Below are 24,893 nucleotides of genomic sequence, written 5' to 3'. Positions count from 1 at the left end.
GGCGCGGAACATGGCCGAACCGGCCGCACGGCGCAAGCGCGGGCGGCGCCGTCCGGTGGGCCCCTCACGGCAGCCTGAAACTGAACGGCACCTCGACCAGGACCGTGCCGACGAGACGCGCGCCCTCGGGCGGCCGCGGCGGGCGGAACCGCAGCGCGGCGCCGGACCTGAGCGCGGCGGCGTCGAGTCTCGCGTGGCCGCTCGAGCGACGCACGCGTGCGTCGCGGACGGCGCCGGAGGCGTCGATCTCGACCTCGACCAGCACGTCGCCCTGCTCGCCGTTGCGGCGCGCCTCCTCCGGATACGGGGTGCGCGCCGGCCCGCCGCCGGCGGGCGTCACCACCAGGGTCGCGAGACGCGCCGCCGCCGGGCGTGCGGCCGCAGCGCCCGTCCGCGCCGGCGCCGGTGGTGGCCGGAACAGGATGGACGGGCCGTTGATCTCGGCGGCCGACACCGGCGGCTCGTCGGGCCGCAACGAGAAGCCGCGGTCGAGGATCGGCGACGGCGCGCGCGCGACAGGCGGCGGGGGCATCTCGGTGACCGGCGGCGGCGGCTCGGGTGGTGGCGGCGCGGGGATGGTCGGCGCCGGCGGCGCGGCCGTCGCGGGCGGCGCTTCGGCGGATGACGGTTCGGGTGGTGGCGTTGGCGTCGGCGGCGCCGGTGCGGGGGACGCCTCGGAGGGCTGCGCCTCGGCGGGGCCCGGCGGTTTCGGTTCAGACGGGGTCGAGGCTTCCGGTGGCGGTGGCGGCACCGGCGTCGGGAGGCGCTCGGCGGCTGGCTCCGGCTGCCGTTCGGGCTTCGGCTCGGGCTTGGGTTCCTGCTTCGACGCCGCGACGGGTGGCGGTGCCGGCGCCGGCGGCACCGCGTCGACCAGCGCGATCTCCTCGAGTCGCGGTTCGGGACGCCGCGCGTACGTCGACAGCGTCAGTGCCGCGATGATCGCGGCATGGAGCGCGATCGCGGCCGCGACGCTGCCGACTTGGCGCCGGACTGGTGTGCGCGCCACGACGGGCGTCGCGCGCGGGTCCGCGTCGCGCCACGACGCGATCGGGGCGAAGGTGAGATCGTGGTTCAGATGCGTCGCTCAAACGATTGCGCGACGCGTGAAAGGCGGCGCCTCTTCATGCGTCTAATGTCGCATATCAGCGTTCATCCGTAAACGACGGTGTCCGGCGGTGAATCAAAGTAATGCCCATGAAATAAGGCTTTCTCAGTGTTTTTCAATGCCGGCGCCGGGGCGTCCAAGCTATGGTGCGCCGATATTGCACGCGATGCTCTCTAGTCCTTAGTCCACGGTATATGCATGCGCGCCGACGGTGTGCCCCTCGATTCCAGCGACGATACCACCGGGCCGGCCGACACCTCGGATGGCGGCTACGCGACGATCTTTCCGCAGGCCCGCGGCGACGCGCGCGGCACGCTGGTCGGCCGCGTCTGGGCGAGTCTGTTCGCGGATCTGAGGCAACCGGTCGAGGAGGCGCTGCGCAGCGGGCCGTCGGCGGGCGACATCGCCTACAAGCTGGGCGAGCTGGTCCATAGCTACTTCCGCACGCGCGGCGTGACGTTGACGAGCTACGAGCTGCGGCGCGTCGTCGTCGAACTGCTCGACAATTGCCAGCGTGGCTGGCCGACGCTCCGCGCGGGCGCGCCGCCGGCGGCCACGCCGGTGGCGCCAGCCGAACCCGGCGGACTCGTGGCGTTCGACGGCCCGGCGGCGGCGCCGTCGCAGCCGGCGCCGGCGTGGAGCGGCGAGCCGCTCGAACCGCCGGCCGTCGCGGTCGTGCCCGCCATTCCGTCGCCGCTGGTGTCGCGCGCCGAGCCGGTGTCGGGCGCCGGCGATCTCGAAGCGACGCCGTCGCCGCGCGCGCCCGCGGCGGAGGAGCGGACCGCGGCGCCGCCCGCGACGCCCCGTCCGCCACCTGCACCACCCATCGCGCCGCCACCCGCGCCGCCAGAGTCCGCGCTGACGGCACCGCCGCGGGCCCCGGTCCCACCCCCGCCCGAACCGCCGCCGGCCATGCCGCCGCGGATGGCGCCCTCCGAGCCGCCGCCACGTCCGCGGCGCGGCGCGACCGTGGTGTCGGTCGACGCGGCGATGGCGGCGATCGCGCCGGCGTTGCTGGCGCGCCGCGGCGACGCGCCGCCGTTGCCGGCGCCGCGTCGCGACGTTCTGGTGTGGTTGCGCGGCGCGATCGACGCGGCGCTGGTCGAGGCCGCGGTGGCGGTCGATTCCGAGGACCGCGACCGGCTCGACCGGCTGGCGTTCGACGAGTTGTTCGGTCTCGGGCCGATCGACGCGCTGTGGCGCGACGAGGCCGTCGGCGCCGTGCTCGTCAACGGCGTCCGTTCGGTGTTCGTCGAGCGCCGCGGCCGGCTCGAGCCCACATCGGCGGCGTTCCGCGACGCCGCCCAGCTCGAGGGCGTGCTGGAACGCCTGGCGCGCCGCGCCGGCGTCGCGCCGGCCGGCCCGGCGTCGCCGTTCATCGACTGCGCGCAGCCCGACGGCGCGCGCGCGACCATCGTCGTGCCGCCGATGTCGAGCGGCGAGCCGCTGCTGGTGCTGCGCCGCGCGCGCGACGTCGCCACGACGCTGGAATCGCTGGTGGCGGAGGGCGCGCTGTCGACCCAGATGGCCACGGTCCTGCGCGTCGCGGTGCGCAGCCGGCTCAACGTGCTGGTGGCCGGCGGCGCCGGCACCGGCCGCACCGCGATGCTGGCGGCGCTCGGGCGCGCCGCCGCGGCCGACGACCGCGTCGTGACGGTGGAGCGGGCGCCGTCGCTGCGGCTGGACCGTCCGCACGTCGTGGGCCTGCTCGGGGCCGGCGGCGAGGCGGCGTTCGCCGCCGCCGTGGCCGCCGCGCTGCGCCTGCGCGCCGACCATCTGCTGGTCGACGACGCGCCGGCCGCCCAGCTCGCCGCGCTGGCCGAGGCCGCCGGACGCGGCGTCGAGGGGATCGCCGCGACCGTCGACGCGACCTCGCCGCGGGCGGCGGTCGCCGGCGGGCTCGGCGCGGGCTTCGACCTGCTGGTGCAGCTCGAGACGCGGCGCGACGGCGTCCGGCGCGTGACGCATCTCGCGGAGCTGGCGCCCGACGATTCCGGCCGCGACCTGTTCTTCTACGAGCCGCCGGCCGCCGGCGCCGACGACCGCGCGTCGGGCCGCTTCGCGTCGACCGGTCTGCGGCCGCGCTTCATCGCGCGGGCGGCGCGCGCCGGCTTCGAGAAGGCGCTGCTCGACGCGCTGTGACGCGCCGCCGGCTCAGACGTGCTGGCCGCCGTTGATCTGGATCTCGGCGCCGGTGACGTAGGAGCTGCCGCCCTCGCACAGGAAATGGATCACGTCGGCGACTTCATCCGTCGTGCCCAGCCGGCGCATCGGGATCTGCTCGGCGACGATCCGCTCGGTGCCGGGCGACAGGATCGCGGTGTCGATCTCGCCCGGCGCGATCGCGTTGACGCGGATGCCGCGCGGCCCGAAATCGTGCGCCATCTCGCGCGTCAGCGTCGCCAGCGCCGCCTTCGACGTGGCGTAGGCCGAGCCGGCGAAGGGATGCACGCGCGAGCCGGCGATCGACGTCACGTTGACGACGCAGCCGCGGGCGTTGCCGAGCTCCTCGATCAGGCCGCGCGCCAGCGCCACCGGCGCGAAGAAGTTGACGTTGAACACCTGGCGCCACAGGTCGAACGGCGTGTCGAGCGCGCCCAGCCGCGAGCCGCCGTCGCCCTTGGGCGAGATCGCGGCGTTGTTGACCAGCGCGTCGAGCCGGCCGCCGCGCAGCCGCGACTTGATCTGCTCGATGCCGCGGCCGAGGTCGACCGGATCGGCGAGGTCGAGCTGGACGTGGTTCTCGCCGCCGCCCGGCCACGGGCACAGCGCGCTGAACGGCTGCCGCGAGACCGTGATGATGCGCCAGCCGGCGGCGCCGAAGCGCTTGACCGTCGCGTGCCCGATGCCGCGGCTGGCGCCGGTCAGCACGAGGGTCTTGGCGTTGCCGCCGGTCGAGGCGGGCGGTGCGGCGGTGGCCATGTCTGCGTCTCCGGATGATCCGTCGATAGAACGCTTTGCCGCCGGCGGGGTCAATGCGGCGCCGGCGCTCGCCTTGGCGCTGAAGAACGGATAGCGTCGCCCGCCACCGGAGGTTCCACCATGCCCGACATCATCCTGCACCACTATCCGACGTCGCCCTACGCCGAGAAGGTCCGCGTGATCCTCGGCTTGAAGGGGCTCCCGTGGCGCTCGGTCACGATCCCCAACGTCATGCCCAAGCCGGACCTGATGCCGCTGACCGGCGGCTACCGCAAGACGCCCGTGCTCCAGATCGGCGCCGACGTCTATTGCGACACCCAGATCATCGCGCGCGCGCTGCAGAGCCGGTTCCCGGCGCTGCCGCTGACGCCGGCCGGGCACGAGGGCGTCGCCGAGGCGCTGTCGTTCTGGGCCGACCGCACGCTGTTCTGGGCCGCCGTCGGCGTCGTCATGGGCGAACTCGGCGACAAGATGCCCGAGGCGTTCAAGAAGGACCGGAGCGAGTTCTCCGGCCGATCCTTCGACGCGGGCTTCCTCAAATCCGCGCAGCCGATGGCGCGCGACCAGGTCTACGCCGGGCTGACGCATGTCGAGACCATGCTGTCGGACGGCCGCGCTTTTCTGCTCGGCGGCCAACCGTCGCTGGCCGACGTCGCGGTCTACAATCCGGTGTGGTTCATGCGCGCGCGTCTGGGGGAGAACGCCTCGCCGCTGGACGGGTTGCCGCGGGTCGGCGCCTGGGCCGGCCGGATGGCGCGCTTCGGCCACGGCGCGCCGGTCGAGATGTCGTCCGCGGAGGCGCTCGACGTGGCGAAGGCGGCCGAACCCGAGACCCCCGCCGGCGTGGATCCGGCCGATCCCCGCGGCCTGGCGGCAGGCGCGGCGGTGACGGTGACGCCGGACGACACCGGCAAGGTGCCGGTGTCGGGCGAGCTGGTGACGCTCAACGCCACCGAGATCGCGGTGCGCCGCGCGCACGAGCGGACCGGCACGGTGGTCGTGCACTTCCCGCGCGCCGGCTACATCGTGGCGCCGGCGTAGCGGAGGTCACGGCCGACCGCGCGCCGGGAGCGACGCCATGGTGCGACTGACGCAGCCGCCCGATCCGGATCCGCGGACGCCGCGGTTCCGGTGTCCGCCAGGGACGATCGACAGCCACATCCACCTGTTCGGTCCGGTGGAGCGGTATCCGTTCGACCCGCAGGCGTTCTACGCCTCGCGCGACGCGCTGCCGGAGACCAACATCGCGTTGCAGGACACGCTCGGCGTCTCCGGCGCCGTGATCGTCAGCGCCGGCGCCTACGGCCCGGACATGCGCCATCTGCTCGACACGTTGCAGCGCTTCCCCGACCGCTTCCGCGGCGTGGCGCTGGTACGCGAAGACGTCGGCGACGACGCGCTCGCCGGCGCGACGCGGCTTGGTGTGCGCGGCGTGCGGTTCCAAAGCACGTCGCGCGGCGGCGCCACGCCGACGATCTCCGCCGACCTCGCGGCGAAGGTCCACGCGCATGGCTGGCACGTGCAGTTCTACGCCCATGACGGAGGGATCGAGAATTTCGCCGGCGCGCTGCTGGCGCTGCCGAACACGATCGTCCTCGACCATCTCGCCAGCGTCCGCGGCGCTGGCGGCGTCGACCAGCCCGCGTTCAAGGCGGTGCTGCGGATGCTCGACACCGGCCGGGTGTGGGTGAAGCTGTCCGGTCCGATGCGCTGCGTGCCGGGCGACCATCCCTACGCCGCGGCGACGCCGGTCGCGCGCGCGTTGGTGGCGCACGCGCCCGAGCGGCTGGTGTGGGGCACGGACTGGCCGCACGTGAACATGGACGGCCGCGGCATGCCGAACGACGGCGACCTGGTCGACCTGATCCCGGAATGGATCGAGGACGCGGCGACGCGCCGGCGCATCCTCGTCGACAATCCGCGGTCGCTCTACGGCTTTCCGCCGGCGCCGTGACCGGCGCGGTCGATGGCGCGCCGGGCGGCGCCCGTGCTTTACTGACGCGTGGCCATCGGGCCCAAACGGACGTCGGGGACGGCAAGATGAGCGATGACCTTTCGATCTTCGTCGGCGCGGGCGACACCGACCAGTTCCTGCTCTGCAAGTACGGCAACCGCCACGGCCTGATCGCCGGCGCCACCGGCACCGGCAAGACGGTGTCGCTGCAGACGCTGGCCGAGGGTTTCGCGGCCTACGGCGTGCCGGTGTTCATGGCCGACGTGAAGGGCGACCTGTCGGGCATGTCGCAGAAGGGCGGCGACAATCCGCGCGCGCTGGAGAGGGCCAAGCTGCTCGGCATCGACGGCTACGCCGGCCGACCCTTCCCGGTGCTGTTCTGGGGTTTGTTCGGCGAGAAGGGCCATCCGATCCGCACGACGGTGTCTGAGATGGGGCCGCTGCTGCTGTCGCGCCTGCTCGACCTCAACGACACCCAGGAGGGCGTGCTCAACATCGTCTTCAGGATCGCCGACGAGCAGGGGCTGATGCTGCTCGACTTCAAGGACCTGACCTCGATGCTGCAGTGGTGCGGCGAGAACGCCGGCCAGCTCACCACCGAGTACGGCAACGTGTCGAAGGCCACCGTCGGCGCGATCCAGCGCCAGCTCCTGGTGCTCTCGCAGCAGGGCGGCGAGGCGTTCTTCGGCGAGCCGGCGCTCGACCTGCGCGACATGATCCGGCGCGACGCCAACGGTACGGGCTGCGTCAACATCCTCGCCGCCGACAAACTGATGAACAGCCCCGCGCCTGTACGCGACTTTCCTGCTGTGGATGCTGTCGGAGCTGTTCGAGGTGATGCCCGAGGTCGGCGACGCCGACCGGCCGAAATTCGTGTTCTTCTTCGACGAGGCGCACCTGCTGTTCGACGACGCGCCCAAGGCGCTGCTCGACAAGATCGAGCAGGTGGTGCGGCTGATCCGCTCCAAGGGCGTCGGCGTCTACTTCATCTCGCAGAATCCGCTCGACGTGCCGGAATCCGTGCTCGGACAGCTCGGCAACCGCGTCCAGCACGCGCTGCGCGCCTTCACGCCGAAGGACCAGAAGGCGGTGAAGACGGCGGCGCAGACCTTCCGGCCGAACAAGAAGTTCGACGCCGCCGTGGCGATCGTCGAACTCGGCGTCGGCGAGGCGCTGGTGTCGTTCCTCGACGCCAAGGGCACGCCGACGCCGGTCGAGCGCTGCCTCGTGGCGCCGCCGCAGTCGCGCATCGGGCCGGCGAGCGACGCCGAGCGCAAGGCCGCGATCCAGGGCAGCCCGATCGCCGGCAAGTACGAGCGCATGGTCGACCGCGAATCGGCGTACGAGGTGCTGATGGGCCGCGCCGGCGCCGGCCAGGTGCGGGATTCGGCGGCGCCGCCGCCGCCCGAAGCGCCGCGCCGCCGCGGCCAGTACGGCGCGCCGCCGCCGCCGCCGGCTCCGGGCGGCGCCTGGGGCGCGCCGCCGCAGCAGCAGGAGCCGCGCTGGGGCGAGCCCGCCGGCGGCGGCTACGCGCCGCCACCGCCACAGGAGGAGGCCGCGCCGCGCGCGCAGCCGCGCCTGAAGCGTGCCATGCCACCCGAGGAGGCGCCCGCGCCGGCGCCGCGCGCGCCGGCGGGACGGCGCAGCGACAGCGTCATGGACACGGTCAAGAAGACCGCCGCGCGCACGGTCACGAACGTCGCCGTGCGCGAGATGACCAAGGCGGTGTTCGGCGGCGGTCGCGGCGGCGGCGGCATCGCCGGCTCGCTGGTCCGCGGCGTGCTGGGCAGCCTGCTGAAGTAGCGCGCCGCCCGATGCGACCGCGTCCTTCCCCCTCTCCGCCGCGCAGCGGGGGAGAGGGTGGGGCCCATCGCGCAGCGATGGGATGGTGAGGTGGTCGTCGTATCGGTCGCGACGTCGACTGGAGAAGCGACGTGCGCTCGTATCCAGCATCGACGACGCCACGGCGACCCGCCCCGCCCCCGCCGTATCGGCTTCGCCGATACGGCGTTCCATGCTTCGCGTGGGCCCCTTCCCTTTCCCCCCGCAAGCGGGCGGAGAGGGAGCGTGCGTCGCTCGCGGGCGCGTCAGCCGTGGCGTTCGAGGACGGCGCCGGCGAGGTAGAGCGAGCCGCAGACGAGGATGCGGAACGGCGCGACCTGCGAGGCGATCAGATCCTCGACCGCGTCGGGCACCGTCGGCGCCGGCAGGCAGGCGAGGCCGACATCGGCGGCGATGACGCAGGCCTGCTCCGGCGAATAGGCCGCGTGGCCGGGGATCGGCACGGCGCGCGCGTCGGTGGCGTGGCGGGCCAGCGGCCGCAGGAAGCCGCCGGCGTCCTTGGTCGTCAGCATGCCGAACACGAGATGCAGCGGCAGCGCCGCCGGCTCGCGCGCCCAGGCGCGCGCCTGGGCGGCGAGCGCGATGCCGCAATCCTCGTTGTGGCCGCCGTCGAGCCACAGCTCGCAGCCCGGCGGCAGGGCGTCGACCAGCGGGCCGCGCGCGAGCCTCTGGAGCCGCGCCGGCCATTCCACCGAGCGCAGCCCGGCGCGGATCGCGTCGTCGCCGATCGCGAAGCCCGCCGCGCGCAGGCGCTCGACGACGGCGACGGCGGTGCCGGCGTTGTCGATCTGGTGCGCGCCGACCAGCCGCGGCGGCGGCAGGTCGAGCGCCAGCGACGCGCTCTCGTAGCGGAAGCCGTCGTCGCGCGGCTCGACCCGCCACTCCGCGCCCATGCGGTACAGCGGCGCGTCCAGCTTGCCGGCCTCCTCCTCGAACACCCCAGCCGGCTCCGGCCGCTGGCGACCGACCACGGCGGGCACGCCGCGGCGGAAGATCCCCGCCTTCTCGCCGGCGATCGCCGCAAGCGTGTCGCCCAGAAATTGCGTGTGGTCGTAGCCGATCGGCGTGACGGCGGTGACGATGGAGCGGTCGACGACGTTGGTGGCGTCGAACCGCCCGCCGAGCCCGACCTCGAGCAGCAGCAGGTCGGCGGGATGGCGCGCGAAGGCCAGCAGCGCCGCGGCGGTGGTGATCTCGAAGAAGGTGATCGGCGCGCCGGAATTGGCCCGCTCGCAGATCTCCAGCGTGATCGCCAGCTCCTCCTCGTCGATCAGCCGGCCGGCGAGCCGGACGCGCTCGTGGAAACGCACGAGATGCGGCGAGGTGAAGACGTGGACGCTCAGCCCGGCCGCCTCGGCCATGGCGCGGACGTAGGCGACCAGAGATCCCTTGCCGTTGGTGCCGGCGACGTGGACGACCGGCGGCACGTTCCGCTCGGGATTGCCGAGCGCGTCGAGAAGCGCGCGCGTGCGGCCCAGCTCCAGGTCGATCACGCGCGGATGCAGCCGCATCAGCCGTTCGAGGATCGCGTCCGTGGCCATGGCGGGGCCCTCGCGCGCGGGACGCCGCGCGCCGGTTCGTTCAGGCGGCGGTCGCCGGCGCCGCGCGCTTCATCAGCAGGCTCGTGATCCGGATCAGCGTCTCGCGCAGCTTGTGGCGGTGCACGACCATGTCGACCATGCCGTGGTCGAGCTGGTACTCGGCGCGCTGGAAGCCCGGCGGCAGCGTCTCGCGGATCGTGTCCTGGATGACGCGCTGGCCCGAGAAGCCGATCAGCGCGCCGGGCTCGGCGATGTGCACGTCGCCCAGCATCGCCAGCGAGGCCGTGACGCCGCCGGTGGTCGGATCGGTCAGCACGACGATGTAGGGGAGGCCGGCCTCCTTCACGAGCTGCACGCCGATCGTCGTGCGCGGCAGCTGCATCAGCGACAGGATGCCCTCCTGCATGCGCGCGCCGCCCGACGCGGAGAACAGGATCAGCGGCGCCGATCTCTCGACCGCCAGCCGCGCCGCGGTGACGAAGCCCTCGCCGACGGCGATGCCCATCGAGCCGCCCATGAATCCGAAATCGAACGCCGCCACCACGGCCGGCGCGCCGCCGATGCGGCCGCTGGCGACGATGATCGCGTCGCTACCTGCGCCGTTCTTGCCCTGCGCCGTCTTCAGGCGGTCGGTGTAGCGCTGCTGGTCGCGGAACTTCAGCGGATCGACCACAGCCTTGGGCAGCGCGTGGGTCTCGAACTTGCCGTCGTCCAACAGCACGGGCAGCCGCTTGGCCGGCCGGATCCGCATGTGGTGGCCGCAATGGACGCAGACCTGCTGGTTCTCCTCGAGCTCGCGGTTGAGCAGCATCTGCTCGCAGGCCGGACACTTCTGCCACAGGTTCTCGGGCGCCTCTTTCTTCGCCACGAGCGCGCGCAGCTTCGGCGGCACCAGGTTGGTCAGCCAGTTCATCTCGTCGTCCCGCGATCGGGAGCGGGTCGGGGCACCCGTTCCACTGGACTCGTATCGCACGAAACGCCGGGGCCGGCAAAGCGCGCGATATTCAACGATATCAACGCTTTATGGTCTGGACGCGCGACCTCAACGCGCCAGATTCTGGAACGGACGCACCAATTCGTGGGGCTTCACGACCTGGCAGAATTGCCCGGCCGCTCGATAGGCGCCGCAGAGCTGGCCGGCGGCGGCGGGTTCGAGGTCGGCCACCACGGTGGCCCATTTGCGCTGCTTGCCCACCACCACGTCGACGATCCATTCGCGCCCCAGCCAGTTGCGCTTGCCATCGGCCAGCTTCGCCTGCGCGGCGGCATGGGCCTGCCGCGCGGCCTGGAGCGTCGGATAGGTGCCGACCCAGGCGCCGTCGCCGGGATAGTCGTAGCGCGCCGGCACGCATTCGGCGTCGGCGATCACCGTCGCCGGCGCGCCGCCGGTCGAGGCGACCTGCCAGACCTTCGGCCGGTTGCCGCCGCTGCGCACGCGGATGGCCTCGTCGAAGGCGCGGACCATGTGCTCGTCGCGCAGGTCGGCGCGGCGGAAGCCGGAATTCACGCCGATCAGGCGGCGGCCGTCGCGCGTCGCCGACGCCACGAGGTTGAAGCCCGAGGAGCAGAGAAAGCCCGTCTTGAGCCCGTCGGCGCCGGGATACTTCTCGATGAACTTCACGGAGTGCGTGATGCGCGCGTTGTTGATCACGACGTCGTGGGCGTTGAAGTAGGGATAGTACTGCGGGAAGTCGCGCAGCAGCGCGATCGCGAGGATCGCCATGTCGCGCGCCGTCGTGACCTGGCCGGGATCCTTCCAGCCGCTGGCGTTGCGGAACACCGTGCCGTTCATGCCCAGCCGGTGCGCCGTCGCGGTCATGCGCTGCGCGAAGGCCGGCTCGGAGCCGGAGATGCGCTCGCCCACCGCCACCGCGACATCGTTCGCCGAGCGCAGGATCAGGGCGAGGATCGCCTGCTCCATCGTGATCTTGAAGCCCTTGGGCAGGACCAGCTTCGAGGGTTGCTGGTTGTAGGCGTAGTCCGAGAACGCGAGCTGCTCGTGCAGTCCCATGCGGCCGGCCTTCAGCTCCTCGAACAGCACGTACAGCGTCATCATCTTGGTGAGCGACGCGGGATACCAGGGCGCGCCGGCGTCGCGCTGGTGCAGCACCTCGCCGGTCTGGGCGTCGACCACGATCGACGGGCCGGCCGGCGCCGGGCCGGTGGGCGTCGGCACGGTGCTCATCTGCGCCCCGGCGGGGACGGACGACAGGGCGGCGAGGAGGAGGGCCGTGGACGCGGCGGCGAACGTTCGGATCATTCCGGGAGTCTAGCGCAATCGGCCGCCGCGTGAAGGGCCCGCGCGAGTCGTCGGATCCGCCGGCGCCCTTGGCAAGCGCGCGCGATCCGGCCTAGGAACGTCGTCGACCCGCCGCGCGCCCCGGAACCCGACCGCCATGCTCAAAGTCGCCGTCTGCCCCGTGACGCCGTTCCAGCAGAATTGTTCGCTGGTGTGGTGCGAGGAGACCAACCAGGGCGCGCTGGTCGATCCCGGCGGCGACGTCGAACGCCTGAAGGAGGCCATGACCCAGACGGGCATGAGCGTCGCCAAGGTGCTGCTGACCCACGGCCATGTCGACCACGCCTCCGCCGCCGGCGCGATCGCCGAGGCCTACGGCGTCGAGATCGAGGGACCGCACGAGGAAGACCTCTACCTGATCGAGGGCCTGCCGGACTCGAACAAGAAGTACGGTTTCCCGGTGCCGAAACCGTTCGTGCCGCACCGCTGGCTGCACGACGGCGAGACCGTGACGGTCGGCAACCAGACGCTCGACGTCGTGCACTGCCCCGGCCACACGCCGGGCCACGTCGTGTTCGTCGACAAGGCCGCCAGGGTGGCGTTCGTCGGCGACGTGCTGTTCCGGGGTTCGGTCGGGCGCACCGATTTCCCGCGTGGAAACCAGGAGCAGCTCTTCGACTCGATCCGCCGCAAGCTGTTCCCGCTGGGCGACGACATCACCTTCGTGCCCGGCCACGGCCAGACGTCGACCTTCGGCTGGGAGCGCAAGACCAACCCGTTCGTCTGCGACATGCTGTTCGAGGACGACGACTAGGTGGCCCCCGCGCCGCGTCCCGGCCTGTCGCCGGCGCGCCTCGTCGCGCTGGTGTGCGCCGCCCAGGTCCTCGTGCAGATCGGAGCGTTCTTCTGGCCGGCTCTGATGCCGCGCATGATGGAGCTCTGGCGGCTCAGCAACAGCGAGGCCGGCTGGATCACGGCCGGTTTCTACGCGGCCTACATCGTGGCGGTGCCGGTGCTGGTCACCCTTACCGACCGCGTCGACCCGAAGCGCATATACCTTTTCGGCGTCGCCGCGACGGTCGCCGGCCATCTGCTGTTCGGCCTCTGCGCCGAGGGCTTCTGGTCGGCGCTGGCGACCCGCGCGCTCACCGGCATGGGCTGGGCCGGCACCTACATGACCGGGCTCAAGCTGCTGGCCGACCGCGTCGAGGGCAAGCTGATGTCGCGCGCCGTCGCCGGCCACGCCGCCAGCATCGGCGTTTCCGGCGCGGTGTCGTTCGCCTGCGCCGATCTGCTGGCGGGATGGGGCGGCTGGCACGTCGCCTTCATCGCCGCCGGAATCAGCGCCGCCGTCGCGTGGGCGGTGGTCGCGCTTTTCGCGCCGCCCAAGGCCGCGGCGACGGTGCCGGCGCCGGCGGCGGGCGGCGGCCTGTTCGATTTCCGGCCGGTGCTGCGCAACCGCTCGGCCATGGCCTACGCCATCGCCTACTGCGTGCACACGCTGGAGATGAACGCGCTGCGCGGCTGGGCGGTGGCCTTCCTCGGCTGGGTCGCCGTCAGCTCCGGCGATGGCGACCACGGCCTGACGCCGACGATGGTGGCGACCGCGCTCGGCCTCGTCGGCACCGCCGCCAGCGTCGCCGGCAACGAGGCCGCGATCCGGCTGGGGCGCCGCCGGTTGATCGCGCTCGCCATGGGCGCCTCGATCCTGCTGGCCGCCACGCTGGGTTTCGTCGGCTCGGCGTCCTACGCGCTCGCCGCGGCGATGCTCGTGGTCTACGGCCTGTTCGTGTGGCTCGATTCGTCGTCGCTGACCGCCGGCGCGGCCGGCACCGCCGAGCCGTCGCGGCGCGGCGCCACGCTCGCGGTGCATTCCATGCTCGGCTACACCGGCGGCTTCGTCGGGCCGTTGATCATCGGCTGGACGCTGGATCTCTCCGGCGGCATGTCGCGGACCGCCTGGGGTCTGTCGTTTCTCGCCGTGGCGGTCCTCATGGCGGTGGCGCTGGCGGTGTTCTGGATCATCCGCCCGCGCGGCCTCGCCGGCGACCGCGGCGCGGGTTAGGGCGGCCGCGGATGGGCCCGACCACGACGCGCCATGTCGCCGAACTGGTCGCGGCCGCGCCGCTGGCGCTGCACGCGCCGCCGCTGCGGCGCACGGACTGCAACTCGCCGGTGCATGTCCACGGCGGCCGGCTGTTCGCGTTCGTGTCGCGCCACGAGCCGCGGGGACACGCCTACCGGCGCGTCGCGCCGGCGCGCGGCGGCGTCGGCGACGACGGCCTGCGCGCGCTCGGCGCGCCGGTCCCCGTCCGGATCGTCGACGATCCCGATCCGGCCGTCGGCAAGTGGATCGAGTCGACCTGGCGCGACGCCCGCGGCCGCCTCCACGGCTGGTACCACGCGGAGGAGCCGGCGCCCGCGCCGGCGCGGCTGTTCGTGCCGCATATCGGCGCGCTGGCGTCCGACGACGACGGCGCGACCTGGCGCTGCCTCGGCGAGGCGTTGCGGGCGCCGGCGGGCCTGGTCGATACCGGCGCGGCCAACGGCTTCATGGCCGGCGGCTACGGCGATTTCAGCGTCGTCGCCGACCGCGAGGCGCGCTTCCTCTACATCCACTTCTCGAGCTACGTCGCCGACGAGCGGGCGCAGGGCGTCGCCGTGGCGCGCTACCCGGTGGCGGCGCGCGACGCGCCCGCCGGCGCCGTCGAGATCTGGCGCGACGGCGGATGGCGGCCGGCGCGGGGGACCCTGCCGACGCCGTTGTGGCCGGTCGCGCGCGGCTGGCGGCACGCCGATCCCGACTCGTTCTGGGGACCCGCGGTCCACTTCAACCGCGACCTCGGCGCGCATGTGATGCTGCTCGGCCACGTCGCCGGGCCGCATCCGGGATTCCACGCCGCCGGCGTCGCGGTCTCGTTCAACGCCGATCTCGCGCGCCCCGATGGATGGAGCGCGCCGGAGCGCATCGTCGAGGGCGGCGGCTGGTATCCGCAGGTCGTCGGGCTGGGACCGGATGACGGCGACACCGTCGCCGGCGCCGAGGCGCGCTTCCTGATCGGCGGATTGTCGGCGTGGCACATCCGCTTCCGCCGCGCGACCGGCGACGCCGACCGGCCGCCGCCGCCGCGGCTCGACCGGGCGGCGATGATCGAACTGGCGCGGTCGCTGTCGCCGGGTGGCGCGTAGGGCCAGTCCGGTCGTTTACTTCTTGCGCGCGCCCCGCACCCCGTCGGCCAGCGCGCGGATGTAGGCGAAGACGCCGGGCAGCAGATCGGGCCGCGGTTTGCCGGCCTCGTCGAGTCCGCCCTTGACGCGCTCGACGATGGCCGAGCCGACCACGGCGGCGTCGGCGTGGCGGGCGACGCCGGCGGCCTGCTCGGGCGTGCGGATGCCGAAGCCGACGCCGATCGGCAGCTTGGTCTGCGTGCGCAGCGCCGCGACGTGGGTCTTGACCGCGTCCTCGGTCGACGACCGGGTGCCGGTGATGCCCAGCACCGAGACGAAATAGAGGAAGCCCGAGGCGTATTCGAGGATCGCCGGCAGGCGCTTGGCGTCCGTCGTCGGCGCCGTCAGCAGCACGGTGTCGAGGCCGGCCTTGACCGCGTGCGGCTTCAGCTCGTCGGCCTCCTCCGGCGGCAGGTCGACGATGATCATGCCGTCGACGCCCGCCGCGGCGGCGTCCTGGCAGAACTTCTGCGCGCCGCGCTGGTAGATCATGTTGTAGTAGCCCATCAGCAGGATGGGCGTGGCGTCGTCGCCGGTCTCGGCGCGGAAGCGCCGGACCATGGCGAAGGTCTTGTCCATCGAGATGCCGGCCTTCAGCGCGCGCTGGCCGGCCGCCTGGATCGACGGACCGTCGGCCATCGGGTCGGTGAACGGCATGCCCAGCTCGATCAGGTCGGCGCCGGCCGCCGGCAGGCCCTTGAGGATCTGGTAGGACGTGTCGAGGTCGGGATCGCCGGCCGTGACGTAGGTGATCAGCGCGGCGCGGCCCTCGTCCTTGAGGCGCGCGAAGCGTCCGGCGATGCGGCTCACAGCTTCACCCCCAGCCGCTCGGCCACCGCGAACACGTCCTTGTCGCCGCGGCCGCACAGGTTCATCACCAGCAGATTGTCCTTCGGCAGCGTCGGCGCCAGCTTCAGCACGTGCGCCAGCGCGTGCGCGGGCTCCAGCGCGGGGATGATGCCCTCGATCCGCGACAACAGCTGGAACGCCGACAGCGCCTCGTCGTCGGTCGCCGACACGTACTCGACGCGGCCGACGTCCTTCAGCCAGGAATGCTCCGGCCCGATGCCGGGATAGTCGAGCCCGGCCGAGATCGAGTGCGCCTCGGTGATCTGGCCCTCGCTGTCCTGCAGCAGGTAGGTGCGGTTGCCGTGCAGCACGCCGGGCCGGCCCCCGGTCAGCGAGGCGGCGTGCTCGCCGGTGTGCACGCCCTTGCCGCCGGCCTCGACGCCGATGATGCGCACGCCCTTGTCGTCGAGGAAGGGGTGGAACAGGCCCATCGCGTTGCTGCCGCCGCCGATGCAGGCCACCAGCGTGTCGGGCAGGCGGCCCTCGGCCGCCATCATCTGCCCCCGCGTCTCCTCGCCGATCACCGACTGGAAGTCGCGCACCATCATCGGATAGGGATGCGGACCGGCCACCGTGCCGATGCAGTAGAACGTCGTCTCGACGGTGGCGGTCCAGTCGCGCAGCGCCTCGTTCATGGCGTCCTTCAGGGTCGCCGATCCCGCCGTCACCGGCCGCACCTCGGCGCCCAGCATCTTCATGCGGAACACGTTCGGCGCCTGGCGCTCGACGTCGACCGCGCCCATGAACACCACGCAGGGCAGGTCGAACAGCGCGCAGGCCGTGGCGGTGGCGACGCCGTGCTGGCCGGCGCCGGTCTCCGCGATGATCCGCGTCTTGCCCATGCGCTTGGCCAGCAGCACCTGGCCCAGCACGTTGTTGATCTTGTGCGAGCCGGTGTGGTTCAGCTCGTCGCGCTTGAAGTAGATCTTGGCGCCGCCGAGCTGCTTGGTGAGGCGCTCGGCGTGGTACAGCGGGCTCGGCCGGCCGGCGTAGTGGGTGTTGAGCTTGGCGATCTCCGCCTTGAAGGCGGGATCGGTCCTGGCCGCGTCGTAGGCCTTCTCGAGCTCGAGGATCAGAGGCATCAGCGTCTCGGCGACGTAGCGGCCGCCGAAAATGCCGAAATGGCCGCGCTCGTCCGGGCCGGCGCGGTAGCTGTTGGGGGCGTTCATGGGTTCCCGTTCCTGTCGCGCACGCCCTTAGCAGGCGCGCCGGATGGGGTCAAAGCCGGGCGGGCGCCCGCGGGTCGCTAGCGACGCGGCCCACGGGACGCCGCTTCGCACAACGCCTGGGCGCCGGCCAAAGTCTCGGCCTGGCCGATGATCTCGTCATCCAACCACGCCAGGAAGAACTTGCTGCTGCCGCCCGGCGCGACCCGGTAGGTGACGCCGTCGGCCACCGCCTCGCGCGCGTCCCCCGTCGCCTTCCAGTCCAGCGCCATGGCGATGACCTCCTCGAACGCCGCCGCGGACCCATGCGCCGACCGCGCCGCGGCGCGCCGTCTCAATCCCGCTTCGCCAGCCGCGTCTCTACGGCGCGGGCCCACAGCGTGGCGCCGAGCGGGAGGGCGGCGTCGTTGAAATCGTAGGACGGGTTGTGGACCTCGCAGCCGCCTTCGCCGCCGCCGTTGCCGATCAGGATGAAGGCGCCCGGCACCTTCTCCAGCATGTAGGAGAAATCCTCCGACGCCATGACGAAGTGGCCGTTCCGTTCGACGTTCTCCTCGCCGACGATCCCCGCCGCCACGTCGGCGATCCACATCGCCTCCTCGGGCGTGTTGACCAGCGGCGGGAACACGATGCGCACGTCGGCCTTGGCCTCGCCGCCCAGGGTCGAAGCGATGCCGGTGGCGATGCGCTCGATCCTCTCCTTGATCGTCGCCATCACCTCCTTGCGGAAGGCGCGCACCGTGCCGCGCAGCACGGCGGTCTCGGGGATCACGTTGTAGGCGTCGCCGGCGTGCATCTGCGTGATGCTGATGACGCCGGAATCCAGCGGCGCCAAGGTGCGCGACACCACCGTCTGCAGCGCCGTGATGATGTGGCCGCCGATCACCACCGGATCGACGCCGCTCTCCGGCCGCGCGCCGTGCGCGCCCTTGCCCTTGATGTGGATGTCGAACAGCCCGCCGCCGGCCATCTGCGGACCGGGCCGGATCATGAACTTGCCGACCTCCATCTTCGGCCGGTTGTGCATGCCGAACACCACCTCGCACGGGAACTTGTCGAACAGCCCGTCCTTGACCATCGCCTCGGCGCCGCCGCGGCCCTCCTCGGCCGGCTGGAAGATGAAGTGCACGGTGCCGTCGAAATTGCGCGTCGCCGCCAGGTATTTCGCCGCGCCCAGCAGCATCGTGGTGTGGCCGTCGTGGCCGCAGGCGTGCATGCGGCCCTTGTGGGTCGAGGCGTGCGCGAAGGTGTTGAGCTCGTCCATCGGCAGCGCGTCCATGTCGGCGCGCAGGCCGATGGCGCGCGGGTTGTTGCCCACGCGGATGGTGCCGACGACGCCGGTCCTGCCGATGCCGGTCGCGACCTCGCAGCCGAACTCCTTCAGCCGCGCCGCGACGATGGCGCTGGTCCGCTCCTCCTCGAATCCCAGCTCGGGATGGGCGTGGATGTCGCGGCGCCACGCCGTCATGTCGGCGGCGAAGGCGGCGATCTGCGGGTCGATGCTCACGGGCTGGCTCCTGGTCGCGGATGGTGGCGGCAGCTTAGGGAGTCCGGCCGGCCCCGCAAAACGGCAAATTCGCCGGGAAGCCGCGCGCTGGAGGTTCGGCTTTGCGGGTTGAGCCCCGGTCCTTCTCCCGCCATCCCGAACGCCGCGAGGGATCGTTCCAGTATCGCACGTTTTCGAAAGTCCCTCGTTGCGTTTGGAAGTGACAGGAAAGCTCTTCTTTTGTGGCGGTGACGAACTGCCGTCATCGCCTTGCGACTGTGTCTTCCCCCGGATAGCGTCTCGGAGATCGCCGCTCCCGATATTCGACTGGGGTCGTCCCGTCGGACCGAGTGGAAACATCAATATGAGCCTGACTACTTCGCTGCAGGTCTATGTCGTCGCGCCGGACAGTCCTCTGGCGTCTCATTTCTGCCCTTACTTCGTCGGCATGCTGGCGGAAGCAGGCGAAGCGTTGTTCGAATATTCGAACGGGCGGTATTCGTTGTATCCGACATTGGCCGGCGAGGACTCACATACGGATACTACCCGTCGACCCGCGTTCTTTGTCTTTGTCGGCGAGTCAGATTTGGCCCGAGCCATAGCGGCGAATATTCGCGAGACCTCGGGCAGTGAGGCACGGCTTAAGTTCGAGGAGCAGTCGGTCTCCAAAAACTGGAGACTGCGCGCGAACTTCTTGCGGGGTACGCCCGAGATTGCCACCTACGAGATGACGCCTGGTTGGTTCCACGAGCTCGCCGCTGAACATAGGCGGGATAGGGGACCGATGCAGGGGCCGCGATTGCGTCGTCATTCAGACATGACCCCCATTCTCTGCAAGATGATGTGGTTTGTCTCCGGAGGGATCCCGGATTCTGAGCACCTGTGGTGGACGACGGAGGCCAGTTCCATTCGTCCATTTGTTGCGGAGGTGTTGAACGCGGAGCCGGAGGTGTATTCGCGGAATCCCGGAACGGCCGTTGTTCGATCTCGGGTCGCCAAATGCCGCAGAGCGCTGCTGCGCGGAAGCTTCGGAGCAATGGATATGCAGCACGCCGAGTTTGCGCGGATATGCGACGAGGCGGACCTGCTTCTGCGCCATGAAGCCGGAATGGCTGCGGTAGACGCGTATACCAAGGGCTTCGGTTCTGTGATGGAGCATTTGGAGCTGCTGGAGGCGCAACGTTGGTACTCTGAACTCGATCCGCTCCTGACGACGGTGGCGTTCCTTGAAGCGGCCAGATGCGTCAAAGCCCGTGAACTGCTGCTTGCACCTCGTTTGGAGGAGAGGCACCCGGCCCTCTATGATAAAGCCTCTTATGATTCCAGTTGGTAGCGGAGCATCGAACCGCTAAGGGTCAGGAATCCTGCCTCTGGCAAGCGTCCTCGGCTCGCCGTGACGCTGTCGGCGCTCCGCTATTCGGTGCCTCGCAGCAGGCCCACCCCCTCCGCCCTTGATCTCCGCCCTCCGCTCGTAGACCATCCCTCCACGGGGAGATGCGATGGTCGCCGACGATCGTCCGGCGCTGGCGTCCCATCAGGGACGGATGGAGGAGGGCGACCCGTTCGGCGCCCTGCCCGCGGGCGCGCGCGTCGGCAAATACGAGATCATCGAGACGCTGGGCCAGGGCGGTTTCGGCATCACCTACCGCGCCCGCGACACCCGTCTCGACCGCGACGTCGCCGTCAAGGAGTACCTGCCGACCAGCTTCGCCATGCGCCAGGGCGACGGCACGGTGCTGCCGCGCTCCACCCGCACCGCCGAGGATTTCATCTGGGGGCGCGAGCGCTTCCTCGACGAGGCCAAGACCCTGGCCCGGCTCGAGGACGCGCCGGGCATCGTCGCTGTCTACGACTACATGGAGGCCAACGGCACGGCCTACATGGTCATGGCGCTGCTGCGCGGCGGCACCCTGGAGGCCCGCCTCAAGCGCGACGGGCGCCTGCCGCAGCCCGCCATCGAGCAGTTCCTTTATCCCCTGCTCGACGGGCTGGAGCGGGTGCACAAGACCGGCTTCCTGCACCGCGACATCAAACCCGCCAACATCCTGCTCGACGCCGATGGCCGCCCGACACTGATCGATTTCGGCGCCGCGCGCGTGGCGCTGGAAGGCCGCACCCAGGCGATGACCGCCATCTACACGCCGGGCTACGCCGCGCCGGAGCAGATGGCGCTGTCCGGCCGGCAGGGGCCGTGGACCGACATCTTCGCGCTGTCGAGCACGCTCTACCATTGCGTCGCCTCCCGCACGCCGGTCAGCGCGATGGAGCGCGCCACCGGCGAGCCGCTGGTGCCGGCGGTCGAGGCCGGCAAGGGCCGCTACGCGCCCAGCCTGCTGCGGGCGATCGACGCCGGGCTGGCGCTGCGCGCCGCCGACCGGCCGCAGAGCATCGCGGATCTTCGCGCCCTGCTGTCGGGCCAGAGCGCCGGCGGACGGGGATCGGCCGGGACGCGCGAACTGGAGGGCGTCGCCGACACGCGGCGGATCGACGCCACGGTGCGGCCGTCCGCCAGGCGCGGGCGCGCGCCGGTGGCCTGGATCGCCGCGGGTCTGGCGGCGCTGGCGCTGGCCGGCGGCGGCGCGTGGTTCGCGCTGCGTCCCCCGTCCGTGCCGGAGACCGTCGAGGCGACCGCGCGCCGGGCCGACGACGAGGCCCGCCGCCAGACCGCGCTGGCGGCGCGTCTGCGCGAGGAGGAGGCCGCGCGCCGGGCGGAGTCGGAGCGGTTGGTGCGCTTCGAGGCCGCGCGTCGCCAGGCCGAGGAGGACGAGAAGCGCCGGATCGCCGAGGAGGCGCGCCGCAAGATCGAGGCCGAGGTGGCGCGCAAGGCGGCCGAGGACAAGGCCGCCGCCGAGGCCGTGGCGCGGCGCCGGGCGGAGGAGGAGGCGCGGGCCCGCGCCGACGCGGAGGCCGCGCGCAAGGCGGCGGCCGAGAAGGCCGCGGCGGAGCAGGCCGAGCGTCAGCGCGTCGCGGCGGCCGCCGAGACGGAGCGTCGCCGTGCGGCCGAGGAATCGGCGCGGCAAGCGGCGGCCGAGGACGCCGCGCGCCGTCGGGTGGCCGAGGAGACGGCCCGTCGCGCCGCCGACGCGGACGCCGAGCGTCGGCGCCTGGCCGACGAGACGGCGCGTCGCGCGGCGGCGGAGAAAGCCGCCGCGGAGTCCGAGGCGCGGCGCAAGGCGGAGGAGGAGGCGAAGGCGCGGGCCGACGCCGAGGCCGCGCGCCGTCGCGAGGAGGCCCAGCGCGCGGCCACCGAGGAGAAGGCGAAAGCCGAGCGGATCGCGCAGGAGAAGGCGCTGGCGGAGGCCAAGACCTTGGCCGAGGCGGAGGCGGCGCGGAAGGCGGAGGAGGAGAAGCGTCGCGCGGCGGAGGACACCGCGAAATCGGCGGCGGAGGTCAAGCGCCAGGCGGAAGCCGCCGAGGCGGCGCTGCGGCTGACGGAGACCGACCGCAAGCGCGTGCAGGTCGCGCTGACCGCCGTCGGCCACAACACCGGCGGCGCCGACGGCGCCTTCGGCCCGCGCTCGCGGGCGATGATCGCGGCGTGGCAGAAATCGCGCAATGAACCCGACACGGGATACCTGACAGGCCCGCAATGGGCGGCGCTGCAGCGTCAGGCCGCGCCGGCGCTGGCGCGCCACGACGAGGAGCAGAAGAAGCTGGAGGAGGACAAGCGCAAGGCGGAGGACGAGGCGAAGCGGAAGGCGGAAGAAGAGGCCAAACGCAAAGCGGAGGAAGAAGCCAAGCGCCCGCCGCCGGCCCAGACCGCGGCGGCCGCGCCGCCGCCCGCCGCCAAGGCGCCAGTGGTCGCCACTCCGGCCGCAGGCAGCTACAGCGGCGATTTCTGCGTCAACATCCGTGATCGCTGCACCAAGGTGACGATCTCCGTCAGCGGCGGCGTGGTGTCGGGCCGTTGGACGTGGAACGCGCGCGAGTACACCATCGAGGGCACGGTGTCGCCGACCGGCGAGGTGCGTGCGGACGTCCAGGAGCACAAATCCAACGGCAAGTTCTGGGCGCGGCTGCGCGGCACCCACGCCGACGGCCGCCTGCGCGCCTCCGGCTCCTTCCAGGACTCCGGCCAGCCCGCCAGCATCGACGTCCGGCGCTAGGCGCCTTGGAGCGGCGCCCACGGCGTCCGCTATCGTCTTCCGGGTGGAGGCGGTCAGCGCCGTGGTCGAAGGATCTTGTCGCGCTCCCGCGACGTGGAACGATCCCTCGACTGTGCGCCTATGGCGCGCCGCTCGGGATGATGGATGGGATGTGTTGGGGCGTGCCTGCGGAACTGCGCATTCGCCGTGCCGCGTTTCAGGCCGGTGGCGCGCGCCAGATCCGCTTCGCCTCGCCCTCGTCGAGCGTGAAGTCGAGGCTGGGCCCGCCGGGGTCAGGCCTGCAAAACGGCGGATTGTCCGCGAGGCCGCGCGCTGGCGGCCGCGCTTCGCGCGATAAATTCCCGCACCATCTCCCGTCATCCCGAACGAAGTGAGGGATCTTCTGGAGGCGTGCGATACGCGCATGACCCATCACGACGTCCGGGATGACGGATGGGATCGGCTCAGACCCCATCCGCGACGCCAAACGCGCGTGACGGTCGCGTGGAACGACGCGATGATGCGTGAGGTCGGCCGCGCGGCCGACGACGAACCACGAATCCGCGAAAGGACCGCCGCGATGCCGACCCTCCCCGCCCGCCTGCGCCACGCCGCCGTCATCGCCTTGGCGGCGCTGACGCTGGCGTTGACGCCAGCGACCGCGAACGCGCAGACGCTGGAACTGCCGGGCGGCAAATACGACTCGCCGGCCGCCTACCTCGTCGGCACGTGGAACTGGGCGCGCGACCAACCGCGCGAGAACATGCGCATCGCGTTCCGCGCCGACGGCACCTTCCTCTACGAGAACTTCATCACCGGCCTGCGCCACCAAGGCCGCTACACCGCGACCACCTCGCGCTTCGCGCTGAGCATCATGCGCAGCTGCCAGGGCGACGGCGCCGGCGCGCGCTGCGAGGACCGCGCGCCGCCGATTCCGGTCGCCTATCCCTTCACGCCGGTCAACGCGGGCACCTTCCACTCCAACCACGAGCGCTGGCAGCGGGCGCGTTAGCGGGCCGCCGCGCCGGGTATCCCTAACGCAAAGGGGTCAAATTGTATATTGTATACAAAATACAATATACAAACCCGGGTTCGACCCTGTTCGAGCCGGCCGCCAAGTGGTTCCGATGCCGATTGAATGGGCATCGGGGAAAGTCCCCGCCGGCTTCGCAATACCGACTTTTGAGGGGTGTCCGGGAACGGCCATGAAGACCAAGGTCATCGTCAACCCGATGGCGAACAAGGGAAGCTCGGCGCGGCGCTGGCCGGAGCGGCGTTCGCGGCTCGAGGCCGCGCTGGGACCGCTGGACGTGGCGTTCACGACGCGGCCGGGCGAGGCGACGGCGCTGGCGCGGGCGGCGCTGGCCGAGGGCTGCCGCCGCTTCGTCGCGGTCGGCGGCGACGGCACGGTCAACGAGGTGATCAACGGGCTGATCGACGACGACCGCGTCGCCGAGGGCGTCGTGCTGTGTCCGATCCCGGCCGGCACCGCCAACGAGCTGTGCCGCGCGCTGGGCCATCTCGCGGCGCCGGACGGCGCGGTGGCCGCGATCGCGTCGGGCCGCACGCGGAGGATCGATCTCGTGCGCGCCGATTTCGCCGGCTTCGACGGCGCGCCGGCGACGCGCTACGGCTATCTCGTCGCCAGCTACGGTGGTGCCGCGACCATCAGCCACCGCACCTCGGCGTCGCGCTGGCTCAAGAAGCTGGGCCGCTTCGCCTACTTCCTGATGACGCCCGTGGTGGCCATGGGCTACCGCCCGCGGCACGTGACCGTGCGCGTCGACGACGGCGCGGGCGAGGCGCGCGTGGTGTTCACCGGCATGATCGCCAACACCGAGAACGGCGGCGGCGGCATGCGGCTGGCGCCGGGCGCGCTGTGCGACGACGGCGTGCTCGACTACGTCGAGATGGGCGATCTCGGCCGCGCCGAGGTGCTGCTGAAAGTGCTGCCGAAGCTGTTCGACGGCGGCCACGTCGCGCACCCGAAGGTGTCGATGCGGCGCGGCCGCGTCTTCGACTTCGCCTGCGACGTCGAGACCCTGGTGGATCTCGACGGCGAGACCGTCGGCAATCTGCCGCTGAGGCTGACCGTCCTGCCGCGGGCGTTGACCGTGCCGGTCGCCTGATCGCGGCCTAGCGCCAGAAGGGCTTCTCGCCCTCGTCGCGGGCGGTGGCGCGGTCGACCCCGATGTCGCGCAGCATGCGGTCGTCGAGCGTCAGCAGCGCGCGCCGCGAGCGCGCCAGCTCCTGCCGGTCCGCCCACCACGCGAAGGCGGCTTTGACGGCGGCCATCGGCGAGACCGGCGCGGCGCCGGCGCGGGTGAAGGATCCCGAAGGGGCGTGGGCTGCGGACGACATGACCAAGGTCTCCTGAGGCAAGTCCCTCTTTCTCCGGATCGCCTCGACGCTTCCTGTTTCTGCTTCTTGCGCTTGTCCCGCAAACGATGCTTTCTTGTCCTAAGGCACAATATTT

Annotated in this window: 20 protein-coding genes and 1 pseudogene; 11 read left to right on the top strand and 10 right to left on the bottom strand. The window is 72.0% G+C overall.

What is annotated here, in order from left to right; translation table 11 throughout:
* Nucleotides 1-64: 64 nt before the first annotated feature.
* Nucleotides 65-1,006 carry an energy transducer TonB gene (locus tag IPK81_08615; GenBank protein ID QQS14215.1) on the bottom strand — a complete coding sequence of 314 codons (942 nt, stop codon included), beginning with the start codon at nucleotides 1,004-1,006 and terminating at the stop codon, nucleotides 65-67.
* A gap of 297 nt (nucleotides 1,007-1,303) precedes the next feature.
* Between IPK81_08615 and IPK81_08610 the strand changes: the two genes are divergently transcribed.
* Nucleotides 1,304-3,247 (top strand): CpaF family protein, encoded by a 1,944-nt coding sequence (locus IPK81_08610; protein ID QQS14214.1) that lies wholly within the window; start codon nucleotides 1,304-1,306, stop codon nucleotides 3,245-3,247.
* Nucleotides 3,248-3,259: 12 nt separating this feature from the next.
* Here the strand turns inward: IPK81_08610 and IPK81_08605 are convergent, their stop codons facing one another.
* Nucleotides 3,260-4,027: an SDR family oxidoreductase gene (locus tag IPK81_08605; GenBank protein ID QQS14213.1), complete on the bottom strand. Its 768-nt coding sequence runs from the start codon at nucleotides 4,025-4,027 to the stop codon at nucleotides 3,260-3,262.
* 120 nt (nucleotides 4,028-4,147) lie between these two features.
* On the opposite strand from IPK81_08605, the gene IPK81_08600 reads away from it, so the two are divergent.
* The 3 genes and pseudogenes from IPK81_08600 to IPK81_08590 all read left to right on the top strand — a co-directional run bounded on the left by IPK81_08600 (nucleotide 4,148) and on the right by IPK81_08590 (nucleotide 7,784).
* A complete protein-coding gene (locus tag IPK81_08600) occupies nucleotides 4,148-5,068 on the top strand; it encodes a glutathione S-transferase family protein (protein QQS14212.1) in 921 nt (306 codons plus the stop codon).
* 37 nt (nucleotides 5,069-5,105) lie between these two features.
* Nucleotides 5,106-5,981 carry an amidohydrolase family protein gene (locus IPK81_08595; protein ID QQS14211.1) on the top strand — a complete coding sequence of 292 codons (876 nt, stop codon included), beginning with the start codon at nucleotides 5,106-5,108 and terminating at the stop codon, nucleotides 5,979-5,981.
* An 86-nt stretch (nucleotides 5,982-6,067) separates the two neighbouring features.
* Nucleotides 6,068-7,784, top strand: a pseudogene (locus tag IPK81_08590) (DUF853 family protein).
* Nucleotides 7,785-8,068: 284 nt separating this feature from the next.
* On the opposite strand, the gene IPK81_08585 reads toward IPK81_08590, so the two are convergent.
* The 3 genes from IPK81_08585 to IPK81_08575 form a co-directional block, all read right to left on the bottom strand.
* The gene (locus IPK81_08585; protein QQS14210.1) at nucleotides 8,069-9,364 is read right to left on the bottom strand and encodes a bifunctional folylpolyglutamate synthase/dihydrofolate synthase; all 1,296 of its coding nucleotides are present in this window, start codon (nucleotides 9,362-9,364) and stop codon (nucleotides 8,069-8,071) included.
* Nucleotides 9,365-9,404: 40 nt separating this feature from the next.
* Nucleotides 9,405-10,277, bottom strand: coding sequence for an acetyl-CoA carboxylase carboxyltransferase subunit beta (locus tag IPK81_08580; protein QQS14209.1), 873 nt, complete (start codon nucleotides 10,275-10,277; stop codon nucleotides 9,405-9,407).
* A gap of 129 nt (nucleotides 10,278-10,406) precedes the next feature.
* The gene (locus tag IPK81_08575) at nucleotides 10,407-11,624 is read right to left on the bottom strand and encodes a D-alanyl-D-alanine carboxypeptidase (GenBank protein QQS14208.1); all 1,218 of its coding nucleotides are present in this window, start codon (nucleotides 11,622-11,624) and stop codon (nucleotides 10,407-10,409) included.
* Nucleotides 11,625-11,760: 136 nt separating this feature from the next.
* Between IPK81_08575 and IPK81_08570 the strand changes: the two genes are divergently transcribed.
* From IPK81_08570 to IPK81_08560, 3 genes are read left to right on the top strand one after another with little or no spacing between them, the layout of a single operon-like run.
* Nucleotides 11,761-12,417, top strand: coding sequence for an MBL fold metallo-hydrolase (locus IPK81_08570; protein ID QQS14207.1), 657 nt, complete (start codon nucleotides 11,761-11,763; stop codon nucleotides 12,415-12,417).
* On the top strand, nucleotides 12,418-13,668 hold the full coding sequence (locus tag IPK81_08565; GenBank protein QQS14206.1) for an MFS transporter: 1,251 nt from the start codon (nucleotides 12,418-12,420) through the stop codon (nucleotides 13,666-13,668).
* An 11-nt stretch (nucleotides 13,669-13,679) separates the two neighbouring features.
* Nucleotides 13,680-14,792 (top strand): hypothetical protein, encoded by a 1,113-nt coding sequence (locus IPK81_08560; GenBank protein ID QQS14205.1) that lies wholly within the window; start codon nucleotides 13,680-13,682, stop codon nucleotides 14,790-14,792.
* Nucleotides 14,793-14,807: 15 nt separating this feature from the next.
* Here the strand turns inward: IPK81_08560 and IPK81_08555 are convergent, their stop codons facing one another.
* From IPK81_08555 to IPK81_08540, 4 genes are all read right to left on the bottom strand, one after another.
* Entirely contained in the window at nucleotides 14,808-15,641 is an 834-nt protein-coding gene (locus IPK81_08555; protein ID QQS14204.1) for a tryptophan synthase subunit alpha, read from the bottom strand.
* On the bottom strand, nucleotides 15,638-16,849 hold the full coding sequence (trpB, locus tag IPK81_08550; protein QQS14203.1) for a tryptophan synthase subunit beta: 1,212 nt from the start codon (nucleotides 16,847-16,849) through the stop codon (nucleotides 15,638-15,640). The genes IPK81_08555 and trpB overlap by 4 nt, the downstream gene beginning before the upstream one ends.
* A gap of 77 nt (nucleotides 16,850-16,926) precedes the next feature.
* A complete protein-coding gene (locus IPK81_08545; GenBank protein ID QQS14202.1) occupies nucleotides 16,927-17,118 on the bottom strand; it encodes a hypothetical protein in 192 nt (63 codons plus the stop codon).
* Nucleotides 17,119-17,180: 62 nt separating this feature from the next.
* A complete protein-coding gene (locus IPK81_08540; GenBank protein QQS14201.1) occupies nucleotides 17,181-18,353 on the bottom strand; it encodes an amidohydrolase in 1,173 nt (390 codons plus the stop codon).
* 343 nt (nucleotides 18,354-18,696) lie between these two features.
* Here IPK81_08540 and IPK81_08535 point away from each other — a divergent pair, with 343 nt between their 5' ends.
* The 4 genes from IPK81_08535 (at nucleotide 18,697) to IPK81_08520 (ending at nucleotide 24,546) form a co-directional block, all read left to right on the top strand.
* Nucleotides 18,697-19,665 carry a hypothetical protein gene (locus IPK81_08535; GenBank protein QQS14200.1) on the top strand — a complete coding sequence of 323 codons (969 nt, stop codon included), beginning with the start codon at nucleotides 18,697-18,699 and terminating at the stop codon, nucleotides 19,663-19,665.
* A 166-nt stretch (nucleotides 19,666-19,831) separates the two neighbouring features.
* The gene (locus tag IPK81_08530; protein QQS14199.1) at nucleotides 19,832-22,438 is read left to right on the top strand and encodes a protein kinase; all 2,607 of its coding nucleotides are present in this window, start codon (nucleotides 19,832-19,834) and stop codon (nucleotides 22,436-22,438) included.
* A gap of 559 nt (nucleotides 22,439-22,997) precedes the next feature.
* Entirely contained in the window at nucleotides 22,998-23,429 is a 432-nt protein-coding gene (locus IPK81_08525) for a hypothetical protein (protein QQS14198.1), read from the top strand.
* Nucleotides 23,430-23,622: 193 nt separating this feature from the next.
* Nucleotides 23,623-24,546: a diacylglycerol kinase family lipid kinase gene (locus IPK81_08520; protein QQS14197.1), complete on the top strand. Its 924-nt coding sequence runs from the start codon at nucleotides 23,623-23,625 to the stop codon at nucleotides 24,544-24,546.
* A 7-nt stretch (nucleotides 24,547-24,553) separates the two neighbouring features.
* On the opposite strand, the gene IPK81_08515 is transcribed toward IPK81_08520, so the two are convergent.
* A complete protein-coding gene (locus IPK81_08515) occupies nucleotides 24,554-24,712 on the bottom strand; it encodes a DUF1127 domain-containing protein (GenBank protein QQS15018.1) in 159 nt (52 codons plus the stop codon).
* Nucleotides 24,713-24,893: the final 181 nt, after the last annotated feature.

It is taken from the genome of Rhodospirillales bacterium (assembly GCA_016699855.1).
In the GTDB taxonomy this organism is placed as follows: domain Bacteria; phylum Pseudomonadota; class Alphaproteobacteria; order Reyranellales; family Reyranellaceae.
The sequence above is the reverse complement of the archived record's forward strand: the minus strand, read 5'-3'. Positions and strand labels throughout refer to the sequence as shown.